General features: G+C 66.4%; 18 protein-coding genes. 12 read left to right on the top strand and 6 right to left on the bottom strand.

Annotation, left to right across the window (positions count from 1 at the left end; genetic code table 11):
- Window positions 1-8: 8 nt before the first annotated feature.
- Complete coding sequence (locus ACLD02_RS14140; RefSeq protein ID WP_203100104.1) at window positions 9-1,220, bottom strand: acetyl-CoA C-acetyltransferase; 1,212 nt, start codon at window positions 1,218-1,220, stop codon at window positions 9-11.
- A gap of 335 nt (window positions 1,221-1,555) precedes the next feature.
- Here ACLD02_RS14140 and ACLD02_RS14135 point away from each other — a divergent pair, with 335 nt between their 5' ends.
- From ACLD02_RS14135 to smrA, 3 genes are all read left to right on the top strand, one after another.
- Window positions 1,556-2,308, top strand: coding sequence for a glutathione S-transferase N-terminal domain-containing protein (locus ACLD02_RS14135; RefSeq protein WP_410298998.1), 753 nt, complete (start codon window positions 1,556-1,558; stop codon window positions 2,306-2,308).
- 113 nt (window positions 2,309-2,421) lie between these two features.
- Window positions 2,422-2,592 (top strand): hypothetical protein, encoded by a 171-nt coding sequence (locus ACLD02_RS14130; RefSeq protein ID WP_203100108.1) that lies wholly within the window; start codon window positions 2,422-2,424, stop codon window positions 2,590-2,592.
- Between the two features lie 161 nt (window positions 2,593-2,753).
- Entirely contained in the window at window positions 2,754-3,347 is a 594-nt protein-coding gene (gene smrA, locus ACLD02_RS14125) for a DNA endonuclease SmrA (RefSeq protein ID WP_203100110.1), read from the top strand.
- A 19-nt stretch (window positions 3,348-3,366) separates the two neighbouring features.
- On the opposite strand, the gene sthA is transcribed toward smrA, so the two are convergent.
- Window positions 3,367-4,767: a Si-specific NAD(P)(+) transhydrogenase gene (sthA, locus tag ACLD02_RS14120; protein WP_203100112.1), complete on the bottom strand. Its 1,401-nt coding sequence runs from the start codon at window positions 4,765-4,767 to the stop codon at window positions 3,367-3,369.
- A gap of 73 nt (window positions 4,768-4,840) precedes the next feature.
- Between sthA and ACLD02_RS14115 the strand changes: the two genes are divergently transcribed.
- Complete coding sequence (locus tag ACLD02_RS14115) at window positions 4,841-5,176, top strand: hypothetical protein (protein WP_410298997.1); 336 nt, start codon at window positions 4,841-4,843, stop codon at window positions 5,174-5,176.
- Here the strand turns inward: ACLD02_RS14115 and hda are convergent.
- Complete coding sequence (gene hda, locus ACLD02_RS14110) at window positions 5,154-5,840, bottom strand: DnaA regulatory inactivator Hda (RefSeq protein ID WP_410298996.1); 687 nt, start codon at window positions 5,838-5,840, stop codon at window positions 5,154-5,156. The two genes, ACLD02_RS14115 and hda, sit on opposite strands and share 23 nt — an antisense overlap.
- A complete protein-coding gene (locus ACLD02_RS14105) occupies window positions 5,837-6,889 on the bottom strand; it encodes a DUF2066 domain-containing protein (RefSeq protein ID WP_410298995.1) in 1,053 nt (350 codons plus the stop codon). The genes hda and ACLD02_RS14105 overlap by 4 nt, the downstream gene beginning before the upstream one ends.
- A 141-nt stretch (window positions 6,890-7,030) precedes the next feature.
- Here ACLD02_RS14105 and purM point away from each other — a divergent pair, with 141 nt between their 5' ends.
- The 4 genes from purM to ACLD02_RS14085 are packed head-to-tail and all read left to right on the top strand — an operon-like array spanning window position 7,031 to window position 10,104.
- On the top strand, window positions 7,031-8,074 hold the full coding sequence (purM, locus tag ACLD02_RS14100) for a phosphoribosylformylglycinamidine cyclo-ligase (protein ID WP_410298994.1): 1,044 nt from the start codon (window positions 7,031-7,033) through the stop codon (window positions 8,072-8,074).
- Window positions 8,071-8,721, top strand: a complete 651-nt coding sequence (gene purN, locus ACLD02_RS14095) for a phosphoribosylglycinamide formyltransferase (protein WP_410298992.1) — start codon at window positions 8,071-8,073, stop codon at window positions 8,719-8,721. The genes purM and purN overlap by 4 nt, the downstream gene beginning before the upstream one ends.
- Complete coding sequence (locus tag ACLD02_RS14090; protein WP_410298991.1) at window positions 8,672-9,394, top strand: DUF3108 domain-containing protein; 723 nt, start codon at window positions 8,672-8,674, stop codon at window positions 9,392-9,394. The genes purN and ACLD02_RS14090 overlap by 50 nt, the downstream gene beginning before the upstream one ends.
- Window positions 9,394-10,104, top strand: a complete 711-nt coding sequence (locus ACLD02_RS14085) for a DUF3108 domain-containing protein (protein WP_203100126.1) — start codon at window positions 9,394-9,396, stop codon at window positions 10,102-10,104. The genes ACLD02_RS14090 and ACLD02_RS14085 overlap by 1 nt, the downstream gene beginning before the upstream one ends.
- 30 nt (window positions 10,105-10,134) lie before the next feature.
- Here the strand turns inward: ACLD02_RS14085 and dcd are convergent, their stop codons facing one another.
- Entirely contained in the window at window positions 10,135-10,704 is a 570-nt protein-coding gene (gene dcd, locus ACLD02_RS14080) for a dCTP deaminase (RefSeq protein WP_203100128.1), read from the bottom strand.
- Window positions 10,705-10,819: 115 nt separating this feature from the next.
- Window positions 10,820-11,905, bottom strand: a complete 1,086-nt coding sequence (apbC, locus tag ACLD02_RS14075; protein WP_410298990.1) for an iron-sulfur cluster carrier protein ApbC — start codon at window positions 11,903-11,905, stop codon at window positions 10,820-10,822.
- Between the two features lie 79 nt (window positions 11,906-11,984).
- On the opposite strand from apbC, the gene ACLD02_RS14070 reads away from it, so the two are divergent.
- The 4 genes from ACLD02_RS14070 (at window position 11,985) to ACLD02_RS14055 (ending at window position 16,096) form a co-directional block, all read left to right on the top strand.
- Window positions 11,985-12,680 carry an SIMPL domain-containing protein gene (locus ACLD02_RS14070; protein WP_203100132.1) on the top strand — a complete coding sequence of 232 codons (696 nt, stop codon included), beginning with the start codon at window positions 11,985-11,987 and terminating at the stop codon, window positions 12,678-12,680.
- 9 nt (window positions 12,681-12,689) lie between these two features.
- Window positions 12,690-13,721 carry an AraC family transcriptional regulator gene (locus tag ACLD02_RS14065; protein ID WP_410298989.1) on the top strand — a complete coding sequence of 344 codons (1,032 nt, stop codon included), beginning with the start codon at window positions 12,690-12,692 and terminating at the stop codon, window positions 13,719-13,721.
- A 131-nt stretch (window positions 13,722-13,852) separates the two neighbouring features.
- On the top strand, window positions 13,853-15,316 hold the full coding sequence (locus ACLD02_RS14060; protein WP_410298988.1) for a DUF3336 domain-containing protein: 1,464 nt from the start codon (window positions 13,853-13,855) through the stop codon (window positions 15,314-15,316).
- Between the two features lie 141 nt (window positions 15,317-15,457).
- Window positions 15,458-16,096, top strand: coding sequence for a peroxiredoxin (locus ACLD02_RS14055; RefSeq protein WP_203100138.1), 639 nt, complete (start codon window positions 15,458-15,460; stop codon window positions 16,094-16,096).
- Window positions 16,097-16,142: the final 46 nt, after the last annotated feature.

Genomic DNA, 16,142 nt, shown 5'->3' with positions numbered 1-16,142 from the left:
TGGGTCCGTTACAGACGCTCGATGATGGTGGCGATGCCCATGCCGCCGCCCACGCACAGGGTGCACAGGGCGAATTTCTTGTCGCGGCGTTCCAGCTCGTCCAGCGCGGTGCCCAGGATCATGGCGCCGGTGGCGCCCAGCGGATGGCCCATGGCGATGGCGCCGCCGTTGACGTTGACCTTGTCGTGGCTGAGGCCCATGTCCTTCATGAAACGCATGGCCACGGAGGCGAACGCTTCGTTGATTTCCACCAGATCAATCTGCTCCACGGTCATGCCGGCTTTCTTGAGCACCTTGCGGCAGGCCGGGGCCGGGCCGGTGAGCATGATGGTGGAATCGGCGCCGCTGATGGCGGTGGCGACGATGCGACCGCGCGGCGTCATGCCGTAGTCCTTGCCCACCTGTTCATTGCCCAGCACCACCAGGGCGGCGCCGTCGACGATGCCGGAGGAGTTACCGCCGGTGTGCACGTGGTTGATCTTTTCCACCTGGTGATACTTCTGCAGGGCCACGGCGTCAAAGCCGCCCATCTCGCCCATCACCGCGAAGGAGGGATTCAGTTCACCGAGCTTGTCGGCACTGGTGCCGGGGCGGATGTGTTCGTCCTTTTCCAGCACCATCATGCCGTTGCGGTCCTTGACCGGCACCACGGAACGCTGGAAGTAGCCTTTTTCCCAGGCATTGGCGGCGCGGGCCTGGGATTCGGCGGCGAACTCGTCCACGTCCCGGCGCGAGAAACCTTCCAGGGTGGCGATCAGATCGGCGCCGATGCCCTGTGGCACGAAGCCGGTGTTGTAGTTGGTGATCGGGTCCATGGCCCAGGCGCCGCCGTCGGAGCCCATGGGAACCCGGCTCATGGCTTCCACGCCGCCGGCCAGGATCAGGTCGTCCCAGCCGGACGCCACTTTCTGGGCGCCGGTGTTAACCGCTTCCAGGCCGGAGGCGCAAAACCGGTTGAGCTGGTAGCCGGCCACGGTGTCCGGCAAGCCGGCGGCCAGGGCGGCGGTCTTGGCGATGCAGGCGCCCTGGTCGCCGACCGGCGTGACCACGCCGAGCAGCACGTCGTCGATACGGTTCACGTCCATATCGGGGAAGCGGTGGCGCACTTCGTCGATCAGGCCCACCACCAGATCCAGGGGCTTGACGGTGTGCAGGGAACCATCGCTCTTGCCGCGACCCCGCGGGGTACGGATAGCGTCATAGATATAGGCTTCGGTCATGTAACCTTTCCTCTCGCCTTGGGCAGTAACCGGCGCGGCGCGGGCGGGGCCCGGCGGCACCGGCGTCGGTGAAAAGCAGACCGCCAGGGTGCCCCAGGGCCGGGGCGGCGGCAATGACAGGAGTGCTCAGCGGCCCTGAGCGGAACGGCCAGCGCATCGCGGATCGCGGCTGAAGCCGCTCCTACAGCGTGCATGGAACCCGTAGGCAGCGCGCATAAAACCCGTAGGAGCGACTGGCGGCACTCCGCTTCAGTCGCGATCCCCCGGCGCAACGGCCATTGCAAGCGGCCTGGCGCGGCCCCAGGGTAACCACCAAACCGTAACAGGAGACTCCCATGCATTCCCTGGACGTGGCCCGTTCCCTGGCCTCCACCCTGGCCCAGCAGGGCCGGGGCATCGCCACCCACGGCGCCGCCCACCAGCCGGCGGAGCCGCTGGAACTCTATGATATGGAAGGCTGTCCGTTCTGCCGGCTGGTGCGCGAGGCGCTCACCGACCTGGATCTGGACGTGCTCACCTACCCCTGCCCCAAAGGCGGCGACCGCTACCGGCCGCTGGTGGAGAAACTGGGCGGCAAGCAGCTTTTCCCCTACCTGATGGACCCCAACACCGGCGTGGCGCTGTACGAGTCCGCCGACATCATCGACTACCTGTACCGTGAATACGGCAACCGTCCGGCCCCCACGGGCTGGCGGCTGCGGGCACGCACCGCCGCCTCCATGGCGGCCTCCGTGCCGCGTGCCGGGCACGGCCTGCGGGCCCGCGACGCGGAGGTGCCCGAGCAGGCGCTGATTCTGTATTCCTTCGAGGGCAGCCCATTCGCGCGGCTGGTGCGCGAGCGCCTGTGCGAGATGCAGATCCCCTATCTGGTGCGCCAATGCGGTCGCGATCAGTGGCAGGACTGGGTACTGCCGCCGGTGCGCAACGCCCTGGACATGGAGTACCTGCCCACCCAGCGCCACCGCCAGGAATTGATGGCCCGGGCCGGTCGGGTGGCGGTGCCCTACCTGATCGACCCGAACAGCGGCGAGGAGCTGTTCGAGTCGGAACGCATTCTCGCCTACCTGGAGCAACGCTACGGTCGCTGACCAACGACGGGAAAGCGTTTTTTGTTAAGCCGGCACCTTCTCCGTGCCGGAATTCAGTGCTATATAAGGGTGGGAATCATCCCACCCTAACCCAGCTTTAAGAGTAGTGAACGATGAGTCGTCGCCACTTTGATGACTACGACGCCCGCGAGTGGGAAGAAGAGCACAAACGGGTCGTCAGCAAGGAACGCCGTAAACGGGACGCCAAGAAACAGCGCCACCAGCTCGACGACGCGGACGACGCCCCCACGGGTCGGGTCCGCGTGCCGCGCCCGACGCACTGATCCTCCCCCCCGGCCCGGCCCGCCGACGGGGCAGCGTGCTGCTCCGCGGTTGGCTTTTGCCGCCATTTGCCATCCGCCCTTCACGCTATCACGCATGGCATTGCGGGCTGTCAGGCCCTAGTATGAGTGTTTCCTTGAGGGCGTGTAGGAGGCGACGAGCCATGGGCGACTATGACGACGACCTGTTCCAACGTGAGATGACCGGCGTGGCGCCTCTCAAGGAAGACGACCGGATACACCCCGGCCGTCGCCGCGAGCCGACCCTGGCGCAGCGCCTGCGGCGGGCTTCCGCCAGCGCCCGGCCCAACCGCGACCCCAATCCCCTTTCACTGCCCGAGCAGGTGCCCCAGGCGGACCCTTACGACATCGTCGGACTGAAGAAGAACGGCGTGCAGGAAGGCGTGTACCGCAAGCTGCGGCTGGGCAAGTACGAACCCCAGGCGCGGCTGGATCTGCACCGGGTACGGCTGGCGGCGGCCCGCGATCAGGTCTATCTGTTTATCCGCGAGGCCCAGCAAAACGGTCTGCGTACCGTTCTGATCAACCACGGCAAGGGCCAGCACAGCGAGCGCCCGGCACTGCTCAAGAGCTATGTGCTGCACTGGCTGGAAGAATTCGATCAGGTGCTTGCCTTCCATAGTGCGCCGGCCAACCAGGGCGGCGCCGGCGTCACCCTGGCGCTGCTGCGCAAGACCGGCGACGCCAGCCAGAAGAACCGGGAGTTCTTCTACGAGCGCAGCCGCGCCCAGCGGTAAGCGATCGCCGCAACGACCTCTAACGTTTGACCCGGTTCATGCCATTGATCGCCGCCACCCGGTACGCCTCGGCCATGGTCGGGTAGTTGAAGGTGGTGTCGATGAAATAGTTGATGGTGTTGTTGGGCGGCGGCTGGCGCATCACCGCCTGCCCCACGTGCACGATCTCCATCGCCTGGTACCCGAAGCAATGGATGCCGAGCACCGCCAGGGTATCGCGGTGAAACAGGATCTTCAGCATGCCGACCCGCTCACCGGTGATCTGCGCCCGGGCCAGGCTTTTGAAAAACGCCTGGCCTACTTCATAGGGCACCTTGGCCTCGGTGAGTTCCTGTTCGGTGCGCCCCACGGAACTGATCCCGGGAATAGTGTAAATGCCGGTGGGCACATCGGTGACCTGCTTGACCGGGCCGCCGTCGACAATGCCGGCGGCGCAAAAACGCCCCTGGTCGTAGGAGGCACTGGCCAGCGACGGCCACCCCACCACGTCGCCCACCGCGTACACCCCTTCCACCTCGGTTTGGTAGCGTTCGTCCACCGCAAGCTGGCCACGGCCATTGGCCTGCAAGCCGATGTTTTCCAGGCCGATGTTCTGGGTGTTGCCGGAGCGGCCATTGCTCCACAGCAACGCATCCGCGCGCAGCCTCTTTCCGGATTCCAGCTCCAGGGTAACGCCTTCGTCGTCGGCGACCACCCGGGTGTAGTGTTCGCTGTGGCGAATGGTGGCGCCCTGCTCGCGCAGATGATAACTGAGCGCGTCGGAGATTTCGGTATCCAGGAAATCGAGCAGGTGCTCACGGCTGTTGACCAGATCCACGCGCATGCCCAGGCCGGTGAACAGGCAAGCGTATTCGCAACCAATCACGCCGGCGCCGTAGATGATGATGTGCCGGGGCGTGTGGTTCATGCGCAGGATGGTGTCGGAGTCGTACACCCGAGGATGGTCGAAATCCACGTCCTCCGGATGATATGGCCGCGAGCCGGTGGCGATGATGATATTGCGGGTTTGCAGCAGCCACTGGCGGCCGGCGTCGTCGTCCACGCGCACCTGGTCGGGCGCCTGGATCACGCCACGACCGGCGAACACCTTGACCCGGTTGCGGATATAAAAGTCGCCGCGCACCTGCACCTGGGAATCCACCACTTCACCGGAACGCTTGATCAGATCCTGCCAGCGCACCTGACGCGGGTTGATCAAACCACGCAGCAACGGATTGCGCTGCGAGCGGATCACCTGGCGCACCTGGTGGCGCAGGGCCTTGGAGGGAATCGTGCCCCAGTGAGTGCAGTTGCCGCCAATCTGATCGCCCTTGTCGATCACCGCCACCCGCAACCCGCCCTTGGCCGCCTGCATGGCGGCGGCCTCGCCGGCCGGGCCACTGCCCAGCACCACCAGATCCCATCCGGAACTGATATCCATAGACGCTGCTCGCCTCCCTTGTTGATGAACCGATACTGTGAAAGATTGGGGGGAAACCGCAAGGAGCCAAGTCATGGAACCGGATCCCTACGACAGCCCTCGCCCGGGCTCGAAACTGGGCCGCGCCGCCAAGGGCGGCGGCCGCTGGCTGCGGCGCCACCCGCTGGGAGCGCTGCAGATTCTACTGCTGATCCTGGTGTTGATCGTGGTCGCCCAGAACCTGGAGCCCACCTCCATCGACCTGCTGTTCTGGACCGTGGCGGCGCTGCCCAAGCTGGTACTGATGCTGCTGAGCATGGTGGTCGGCGCGCTGGTCTGGGAGGGCCTGCGTCGGCGCTGGTTGAAACCCGGACGGCGCCATGGCGCCACGCCGAAGGACACCGGCGCTACCAGCCAAACACGTCCTTGACGAACGGAATGGTGGGGGCCCGCTGCCGGGCCAGGGCGGTACGGTCCAGGGTGGCCAGCCGCTCCAGCAGCAGCGCCGGTGAACGCTCGCTGCGCATCACCATGAAGCGCGCCACCTCCGGCCCCAGCTTCAGCCCCCGTTCCCGGGCGCGCTCGGCCAGCAGGCCGGCCAGATCCTCCTCCTCCATGGGCTGAAGGCGGAACACCGGGCCCGCCGCCAGGCGCGTGGCCAGGTCCGGCAACAGCCAGCCCAGCGCCCCGGGCGCCGCCGTGGCGCTGAACAGCAGCGCGCCACCGCGCGCCATCATGCGGTTGTAGAGGTGAAACAAGGCTTCTTCCCAGGCCGCCTCGCCGGCGAAGCGGTCCACGTCGTCCACCGCCAGCAGATCGAACTGTTCCATGGACTCCAGCACGTCCGGCACCAGCGGCAACAACTCGGCGGCGGGCAGCAGGCAGGCATGGCGGCCCAACTCCTGGGCACGGCGCACGGCGCCCTCCAGCAGGTGGCTGCGGCCCTGCCCGGCGGCGCCCCAGATGAACGCCTGGCGCTCCTCGCCCTCGGCGGCGGCACGCACCGTGGCCAGAGCGGCGCCGTTGGGGCCGGCATGGAAGTTATCCAGCGCGTGGCCCTCGCGCAGTTCCAGGGCCAGGGGCAATTGACTCATCGCAGGCAGTAGGTCAGTGGCGGCGCGGTCGGATCACCGCAATCACGCACCGCGTCCAGGCTGGCGACCAGACGCGCCAGCTCGGCGCGGTCGCCGGAGAACGCCAGCTCGAACTGCACCCGATCATCGCTGACCACGCGCAGGGCCACCTTGCGCACCGGGCCCAGGTCGGCCAGTTCCTGGTAAAGACGATGCCAGGCGCCGAGGGTATCGACGCCGCGCACGGTGATCACCCGGTCGTCGCGCAGCAGGATATCGCCGCCGGCAGTGTCCGGCGCCGTGGATTCCGGTTCATCGCCGCCCACCGCGTAGCGTTCGGCCATCTGATCGGACAGCGCGGCAATGAAATCGTCCAGGGCGGCGTCGGTGCCATCGGCGCGGGCACGCTCGCCGGCCACCGCCTCGCCGTCGTGCAACAACCGCCAGTTAAGGGTGGAAGCGGCGCCGTCGTAGAGTACCGCGGTGGCCACCCAGGCGGTGTCGTAGCGGCGCGAGGCCTGCAGCACCGGCCCATCGAAGCGGCCGCGCACATCGGCCACGGTGACCGTGTCCCGGTCACGCTGGTCGCCTTCCGGCAGCACCAGCGACAGACCACGGCGCTCCGCCACCTGCTCGAGGCGCCGGGCCAGAGGGTCGCCACCGGTGACCAGGTCGCCGCGTCCGGTGCCCTCGGTGACCAGCCACACCAGCACCGGCGGCTGGCTGCCGCCCCAAACCGGGGCACCGTGGTCGGCCAGATAGCGGGTCAGGGCGCGATCGTCGAACAGCGCGCTCAGGCGCGGCGGCTCGCCGGCCTCGTAGGAATAGCGGGACAGCCAGCGCCGCGGGTCGGCCAGCGCCTCGGCCACGCCCGGCAGCTCCGCCACCCGGTCGCGACCGGTGAGCCGCGTGATGACCGTTTCCAGCCCCTGGCGCAGCGCCGCCTGCCGGGCCTCGTCGCCGCGCGGCTGGTCCCCTTGCAGGGGCACCGACACCTGGCCGGCCTCCGCCGCCCAGGCCGGCGTCGCCGCCAGCAGTACCATCACCAGACACAACAACAATCGATACATCGATACGTCCAAAACCGGGTTTGTGAGCGCGCGCCATTATCCCTGATATGACCGCCTCTGGCGAACCGGATTCCCACGGATGCAAATAGAATGAACAGGCCCTAGAATACGCAGCCTTCAAGCCCCCAGGAGCCCCTTGCCATGAGCGAACAGAAACGGCCGTTGACCTACCGCGATGCCGGCGTCGACATCGATGCCGGCAACGAACTGGTAAAACGCATCGCCCCGGTGGCGAAACGCACCCAACGCCCGGAAGTGCTCGGCGGCCTGGGCGGTTTCGGCGCCCTGTGCGCCCTGCCCGAGGGCTACAAGAACCCGGTTTTGGTGGCCGGCACCGACGGCGTCGGCACCAAGCTGCGCCTGGCGATGGAAAACGACCGCCACGACAAGGTGGGCATCGACCTGGTGGCCATGTGCGTCAATGACCTGGTGGTGGGCGGCGCCGAGCCACTGTTCTTCCTGGACTACTACGCCACCGGCAAGCTGGACGTGGACACCGCCGCCCGGGTGGTGAGTGGCATCGGCGAGGGCTGCGAACAGGCCGGCTGCGCCCTGATCGGTGGCGAAACCGCCGAAATGCCCGGCATGTACCAGGGCGAGGACTACGACCTGGCGGGCTTCTGCGTGGGCGTGGTGGAGCGTGACGGCGTGCTCGACGGCTCCGCCGTGGAAGCCGGCGACAAGGTGATCGGCCTGGCCTCTTCCGGCCCCCACTCCAACGGCTACTCCTTGATCCGCCGCATCCTCGAACAGGCGGACAGGACCGAGATCGACGGCCAGCCGGTGATCGACCTGCTGCTGGAACCGACCCGTATCTACGTCAAACCACTGCTGGAACTGATCAAACAGGTGCCGGTGCACGCGCTGGCCCACATCACCGGCGGCGGCCTCACCGAGAACCTGCCCCGGGTGCTGCCCAACGGTACCCGCGCCGTGATCGATACCGCCGTCTGGCAGTGGCCGCCGGTATTCCAGTGGCTGCAGGAACAGGGCCAGGTACCGGTGCCGGAAATGTACCGTACCTTCAACTGCGGCGTGGGCATGGCCGTGGTGGTCCCCGACAACGCCGTGGACCAGACCCTGGCGCTGCTTGCCGCCGCCGGCGAGAGTGCTTTCCTGATCGGCGAGATCCGCGCCAGCGACAACGACGAACCGGAGGTGCTGCTGGAAGGCGTGGCCCCGTGACGCACCGGCTCGCGGTGCTGCTCAGCGGCGCCGGCACCAACCTGCAGGCCATTCTCGACGCCATCGCGACCGGCGATCTGCCGGCCCGGGTCACGCTGGTGCTCAGCAACCGCGCCGGGGCGCCCGGCGTGGCCCGGGCGCGGAGGGCCGGGCTGCCCACGGCGGTCATCGATCACCGCGACTACCCGGACCGCGAGGCCTTCGACCGGGCCATGATCGGGCGCATCGACGCCGCCGGCGCCGATACCGTGGTGCTGGCCGGTTTCATGCGCATTCTTTCACCACTGTTCGTGCGCCATTACCGGGGCCGGCTGATCAATATCCACCCATCCCTGCTGCCCAAGTACCCGGGGCTGGACACCCATGCCCGCGCCCTGGCCGCCGGTGACGCCCGGCACGGCTGCTCGCTGCACTTCGTCACCGACGAACTGGACGGCGGGCCACTGATCGCCCGGGCCGAAGTGGCCGTGGAACAGAACGATAACGTCGAAACCCTGTCAAAACGGGTTCAGCAACAGGAACACAGCCTGTACCCTCGGGTTCTTCGATGGCGCGCCGAAGGCCGCCTGCATCTGACCGACCAGGGAGTGGAACTGGATGGCGAAACCCTGCCCGCCTCGGGCCTTTCACCGGGCACTCCGGCTTAGCGGCCTGCTCGCCGCGCTGACGCTGGGCTCCACCGCCATGGCGGCGCCGCCGGTGGCCGCCTTCCAAAGCGAATACCGCCTCAAGGCCGCCGGCTTTCCATTCTCGGTGAGTGCCACCCGCTCCCTGAGCCCGGCCGCCAACGGTGGCTGGAAAATGGAGGTGAAGGCCAAGAACTTCATCGGCGAGATCCGCGAGACCTCGTTGTTTGAGTGGCAGGGCTGCGTGCCGGTGACCCGCTACTACGGCTACCGCCGCGCCGGCCTGGGCCGGGTGAAGACCGCCGAACTGCGCATCGACCCGGCCACCCACCGGGCCACCAGCGAGCGCAGCGGCCATGAGCCGCGCGACTACGACGCTGGCGCCGCCGCCACCGACGAGATCGCCCTGCCACTGGCGCTGCAATGCATGCTGTCCCGGGATCAGGACAACCTGACCCTGCGGGTGGCGGACGAACGCGAGGTGGAAACCCACCGTTACCAGGTGGAAGGCCGGGAAACGCTGGAAGTCGGCGACCACGAAGTGGCGACCATCAAGGTGCGTCGCGTGCGCGAGCGCGACAACGGCCGCGAGACCTGGCTGTGGTTCGCGCCGGAGCACGATTACGCCCTGGTGCAACTGGTGCAGCGCAACAACGACGGGCGCCACGTGCTGCGCCTGGAGAACTTGCCCTGATGCGTTTGCCCCTGATCCTGACGGCGTTGCTGTGGCTGGCGCCGCTGATCGCCGGCGCCGCGCCCCTGGCGCCGTTCTCCGCGGAATACCGCATCTACGTCAACAAGATCCCCACCACCATCAAGGCCACCCTGGTTCTTGAGCCGGTGGCCGGTGACGACCGCTACCACATGTTGTTCGAGGCCCATTCCTTGCTGCTCAACAACCGCGAGGAAAGCTGGTTTCACTGGAACCGCTGCGCGCCGCGCACGATTCGCTACGAGCATGAGTTCAACGGCTTCGGCAAGCACCGTTATTACCACACCGATTTCGACTGGGACAAACCCGGCGTGATCACCAAGTCCGACGATGGCGTGGAAGCCTTCGCCATTCCCGAGGACGCCCTGGACGAGCTGAGCATGCTGCTGCGCGCGCGCTGCGTGTTCGCCAGCGGTGACAAGGAATACGACGCCACCAGCGTGTACGGTGACGACCTGCGTCATCACCATTTCGTGGTGGTGGACCGGGAAACCATCGACACGCCCATGGGCGAGCTGGACACCCTGGTGGTGGAAAAGAAACGGGACAAGGACCGGGACGAAAAACGTCGCACCCTGTTCTGGGTAGCACCCAAGGTGGGCTACATGGTGGTCAAGGCCCGGCACATCGAGAGCGCGCTGCTGCACGGCGAGCTGATCATGCGGGAGTACAACGGGCCCTTGCCGGAGTAAGACGGGTGCAGGATGCAGGCGCGATGGGTTTCAGGCGCGCGGCAGGGTCACGCCCTTCTGGCCCTGGTACTTGCCGCCGCGGTCCTTGTAGGACGTTTCACACACCTCGTCGGATTCCAGGAACAGCATCTGCGCCACGCCCTCGTTGGCGTAAATGCGCGCCGGCAGGTTCGTGGTGTTGGAGAATTCCAGGGTCACATGCCCTTCCCACTCCGGCTCCAACGGCGTCACGTTGACGATGATGCCGCAGCGCGCGTAAGTGGATTTACCCAGACAGATGGTCAGCACGTTACGGGGAATGCGGAAGTATTCCACGGTGCGCGCCAGGGCGAAGGAATTGGGCGGGATGGTGCAGTAATCGCCCTTGATGTCCACGAAACTCTTTTCGTCGAAGTGCTTGGGGTCCACGGTGGCCGAGTGAATATTGGTGAACACCTTGAACTCATCGGCGCAGCGCACGTCGTAGCCGTAGCTGGACACGCCGTAGGAGATCAGCTTCTCGCCGTCGGCATCGGTGCGTACCTGCCCGTCCTGGAACGGCTCGATCATGCCGTGCTCCAGGGCCATGCGTTTGATCCAGCGGTCGGCTTTGATGCTCATGGAAGTCCTTTATGTCGGCGTCGACGGAATCGGGCAATGGTACCCAAGCGGCGGTGGAAAAACAGCCCCGGGGTGAAAAGCCAGCGTAGGAGCGAGCGACTTCAGTCGCGATCGCTCAATGCTGGGTCATCACCTTGGGAAACGGCCGCCGGCCGGCGCGGGTCAGCGACAGCCGCGCCGCCATGCGCCGGGCGGTGTCGCGGTAGATACGAGCTTCGGCGCTGTCCGGCTCCGCCACCACCGTGGGCGTGCCGCCGTCGGCCTGCTCGCGGATGCGCAGTGACAGCGGCAGCGAGCCGAGCACCGGGGCGTCGTATTCCCGGCTCATGCGCTCGGCGCCCCCCTGCCCGAAGATGTGTTCCTCATGGCCGCAGTTGGAGCAGATGTGCACCGCCATGTTCTCCACCACGCCGAGCACGCCCACATCCACCTTGCGGAACATTTCCACGCCCTTGATGGCATCCAGCAAGGCAATGTCCTGGGGCGTGGTCACCACCACCGCGCCGGCCACCGGGATTTTCTGCGCCAGGGTCAACTGGATATCGCCGGTGCCGGGCGGCAGATCGACGATCAGATAATCCAGGTCGTGCCAGGCGGTCTGCTGCATCATCTGGGTCAGCGCGCCACTGGCCTTGGGCCCGCGCCATACCACCGGGGTCTGTTCGGTGATCAGGTAGCCCATGGACATGGTCTGCAGGCCGTGGGCCGGCACCGGAATGAAGGTGTTGCCGTCGCGTACTTCCGGCCGGGTGCCTTTGGGTAACCCCAGCATCACCGGCTGGCTGGGCCCGAAGATATCGGCGTCCAGCAGCCCCACCCGCGCGCCTTCCGCGTGCAGCGCCAGGGCCAGGTTCACCGCCGTGGTGGATTTGCCCACCCCGCCCTTGCCGGAGGCCACCGCGATCACATTGGCCACCTGCAGCATGGACGGCATGTCGTGCTGAGCACGGTGCGGCGTGATGTGCACCGCCAGATCTAGGTCCAGCTCGCGACCTTCCAGCAACGGCGCCACTTTTTCCTCGATGGCGGCGCGTAACGCGGGCAGCCGCGACTGGCAGGGGTAGCCAAGGCGCACCACCAGGCGCACGGCGGTATCGCTTTCCACGATTTCCTTCACCGTTCCCGCGGAAATCAGGTCCACGCCCAGATCCTCGGGGATCAAATCCGCCAGGGACTGTCTAATCGCCTGTTCAATTCGCATTTCAGGACCTCCTGCATCCGGGGAGGGAATGATAAAGTTGCGGGCTGGACTGAACCAGCCCCCGATCAAGGAGATCAACATGGTAAAACCCGCCCCCCTGTTCGCCGGCCTGCTGGCCGCCCTGCTGCTCACCGCCTGCGGCGCGCCCGCCGGGCCGCAACAGCGGGACACCGTCAATGTGTCCGGCGAGGGCAGCGTCAAGGCGCGCCCGGATGTGTTCTCGCTGACCGCCGTGGCCCGCGAACGGGGCGATGACATCGCCGCCATGAAAAGCACCGTGGACGACCAGGTGCGGGCGATGCTGGACCTGGCCGATGACCTGGATATCCCGGAAAAGAGCGTCACCGCCAGCGATATCCAGATCAGTCCGGAGTGGCAGTACCAGCCCGAACGCAAGTTGATCGGCCATCAGGTCAGCCGTGAGGTCACCTTCAAGGTGTCCGGGGTGGAACGCTACGCGGAACTGGCCGACGGCCTGGCCGGCCAGGGCCTCAAGGAACTTCGTCCGGCCGGCAGCGAAATCAGCAACGCCGACGAACTGGCCCGGCAGGCACTGGAAAAAGCGGTCGAGGACGCCCGCGACAAGGCCAGGATTCTGGCCCGCGCCGCTGGCCGCGACCTCGGCGAGGCCATGCAGATCAATGCCCAGGGCTACCAGATGCCCCAGCCAATCATGATGCGCGCCGCCATGGCCAAGGAAGACAGCGCCGAGAGCTACCGCCCCGGCGAGCAGGACGTCACCGCCAGCGTGCAGATCACCTTCGAGCTGGAGTAACACGCCGGCATGGACCCGCTGGGTTTCATCTCGGTGGCGGCGCTGCGCCAGTACCTGGCCAGCGCCCGGGTTCTGCGCGTGGACGTGGACCAGGCCCTGGCCACGGCGGGCATCGCCACCACCGAGCTTACCGACCCTGAAGCGCGCATTCGCGGCGCCCGCTTCGAACGGCTGCTCAATGAACTGATCGAGCGCGGCAACGACCCGCTGTTCGGGCTGCACACCAGCGAGCACGTGCAGCCCGGCTCCTACAACGTGATGGGCTACATCGCGATGAGCGCCGGCACCGTGGGCGAGGCGCTGTCCAAGGTGTCCCGCTACGAAAAGCTGGTCGGCGACATGGGTACCACGGAAACCCGCCTGCACGAAGAACACTCGGAAATTCTCTGGCATTGCCGTTATCCTCGCCAGCCGGCGCGCCGCCATCTGATCGAGAACGTGTTCGGCTCCTGGCTGCACTACACCCGCTGGCTCACCGGCGATCTGAGGCTGGCGCCCGGCGAGGTATGGTTCGAGCATCCCGGGCCCCGCTTTCTGCACCAGCAGCGCGAATACGAGCGGGTGTTCCGTTGTCCGGTGCGCTTCAACCGTCCCTATTCAGCGCTGATCGGCCCGCGACGGTTACTGGACTACCCCCTGCGCCAGCCGGACCCTACCCTGCTGTCGACCCTGGAGGCCCATGCCGCCCGCCAGCTACAGGCCCTGGGCATCGCCACCAGCCTGGGACAGCGCGTGCGCCAGTGCCTGGAGGCCGCCTTGGGCGGTCGCCTGCCGGACCGCGACCAGGTGGCCCGGGAACTGCGCCTGAATACCCGCACCCTGCATCGCCGCCTGGCCGCCGAGGGCACCGGCTGGCAGCGTATCCTCGACGACGTGCGCCTGGAGCGCGCCAAGCAGCGGCTGCGCGACAGTGACTGCCCTCAGGGCGAGATCGCCGAGGACCTGGGTTACGCGGACATCCGCTGCTTCCAGCGCAGCTTCAAACGCCGCACCGGGCTGACGCCGGGCCAGTGGCGCCGCGGCCTCCGGGACGCTGGCTGAGAGCGCCGTTTCTTTTTGACATTGCTCGATGTCAATATTAATGTCTTGTCGGACAATCCAAGCGATGAAAGCGCGCCGACCGCCGCTAGACTGGCCCGCGAACACAATAAAAGTGCCAGGGAGAACCGCCAATGAAACGCACGCTCAAGCAGCTTGAGCGCGCCATCGAGCACGCCAGCACCCATGAGGAATGGCTCGAGGCCAGCCGTGAACACGACCGGCTGTCCGGCGCCAATGACTGGAAGGAAATCGACCGCTCCCCGCACTACGACTACGAACTGATCCGCAACCGACTGTGGCAGATCCGCCAGGCCCGCGAGCGTGGCGACGTCAACAAGCTGGTATTCCACCTCCACGAAGGGCTGCACGGCAACCTGGGCAATATCTCCAACCCGGCCCTCTATGGCCACGCCCGGGTCGGTACCAAGCAACTCATCGAGCGTTACCTGGATGAGGTGTGCACCGCTCTGGAGTGGGTCTGTGACGGCGACTTCAAGGACTTCGGGCTCAAACAGAAACTGGACTTCTTCGAGACCACCGGCGCCGCCTTCGGGCAAAGCTGCCTGATGCTGTCCGGCGGCGCCGCCCTGGGCCTGTTCCACGTGGGCGTGGTCAAGACGCTTTGGGAGCACGGCCTGCTACCGTCGGTGATTTCCGGCTCCAGCGCCGGCAGCATCGTCGCCGCCGTGGTCGGCACCCACAACGACAGCGAGCTGGCCGCCAAGCTGGAGCCGGAGAACCTGTATCTGGAAGCGTTCCGGGCGATTGGCTGGAAGGGCGTGCTGCGCGGCACCCCGGTGCTCGATGGCGACCATCTGGAAGCCTGCCTGGAAGAGAACATCCAGGACCTCACCTTCGAAGAGGCGTATCGCAAGACCGGCCGCGAAATCAACATCACGGTCAGCCCCTACGACCGCAACCAGCACGCCCGCCTGCTTAACTGGCGCACCTCGCCCAATGTGTTGATCCGCAAGGCGGCCCTGGCCAGCTGTGCGATTCCCGGCATCTACCCGCCGGTGACCCTGTGGGCCAAGAGCCTGGACGGCGAGCGGGTACCCTATATTCCCGGCCGCAAGTTCGTGGACGGCTCGATCCAGGACGACCTGCCGATTCGCCGCCTGTCGCGGCTGTTCGGCGTCAACCACTCCATCGTCAGCCAGACCAACCCCCATGTGGTGCCGTTCCTGCCGCGCAGCGAAAGCACCAACTCCAGCCTCAGTACCCTGGGCGACTGGGCGATCCGCAATGTGTCCATGAACCTGCACTACGCGCTGGAGCTGGTGCGTCGCCGGGTGCAATCCAACGACCTGGGGCTGATCGTGGACAAGGCGCAAACCGTGGTGAAGCAACGCTACATCGGCGATATCAACCTGATTCCACCGCGCCAACCGCTCAATGCTCTGCGCGTGCTCAGCAATCCGTCCCTGGATGATGTGCGCGCCTTCATCCGCGCCGGCGAGAAAAGCACCTGGCCAAAGCTGTGGATGATCGGCAACACCACCCGCATCAGCCGCACCTTCCGGGCCTGCCGCGAACGGCTCGACCGCCTGGAGGAGCGCACCCTCAACCGCCTGCAGATGGTGACCACGGTATAGCCCATGCGCCGGGCCCCGCCCGGCGCTATTTGCTTAGCTCGATTCTTTCTTTCACGGCCCTTTAAAGGCGGCGTGCAAGCCTCTATGTTTGGAACATTGGTATTCAATGGATTCGTGATTACACAGACCAGGAGGCACGACATGGCACTGCAGCTCGGCGATACCGCCCCGGATTTCAAACAGGATTCCACCGAAGGCCCGATTTCCTTCCACGACTGGGCCGGCGACAGCTGGGTGGTGCTGTTCTCCCACCCCAAGGACTTCACCCCGGTGTGCACCACCGAGCTGGGTGAGGTGGCGCGCCTGAAGCCCGAGTTCGACAAGCGCAACGTCAAGACCATCGGCCTGTCGGTGGACCCGCTGGACGACCACAACGCCTGGTGCGGCGACATTGAGGAAACCCAGGGCTCAGCCCTCAACTTCCCGCTGCTCGCCGACGCCGACCGCACCGTGTCCAACCTGTACGGCATGATCCACCCCAATGCCGACAACACCCTCACGGTGCGCAGCGTGTTCATCATCGACCCCAACAAGAAGATCCGTCTGACCATCACCTATCCGGCCAGCACCGGCCGTAACTTCGACGAGATCCTGCGGGTCATCGACAGCCTGCAGCTCACCGACGGCTACAAGGTGGCCACCCCGGTGAACTGGACCGAGGGCAAGGACGTGATCATCGTGCCCTCGCTGAACAACGAGGAAGCCGCCAAGCTGTTCCCGGAAGGCTGGGACGAGAAAAAACCCTACCTGCGCATGGTCAAGCAACCCAAGCGCGGCTGAGCCCGACCACCGGCACGCCCATCGGCGTGCCGGTTCCCCTCCCGAC

The organism is Alloalcanivorax sp. C16-2 (assembly GCF_046507615.1).
GTDB classification, from domain to species: domain Bacteria; phylum Pseudomonadota; class Gammaproteobacteria; order Pseudomonadales; family Alcanivoracaceae; genus Alloalcanivorax; species Alloalcanivorax marinus_A.
Note: the sequence above shows the minus strand (reverse complement) of the source record. Positions and strands in the feature narration are given on the sequence as shown.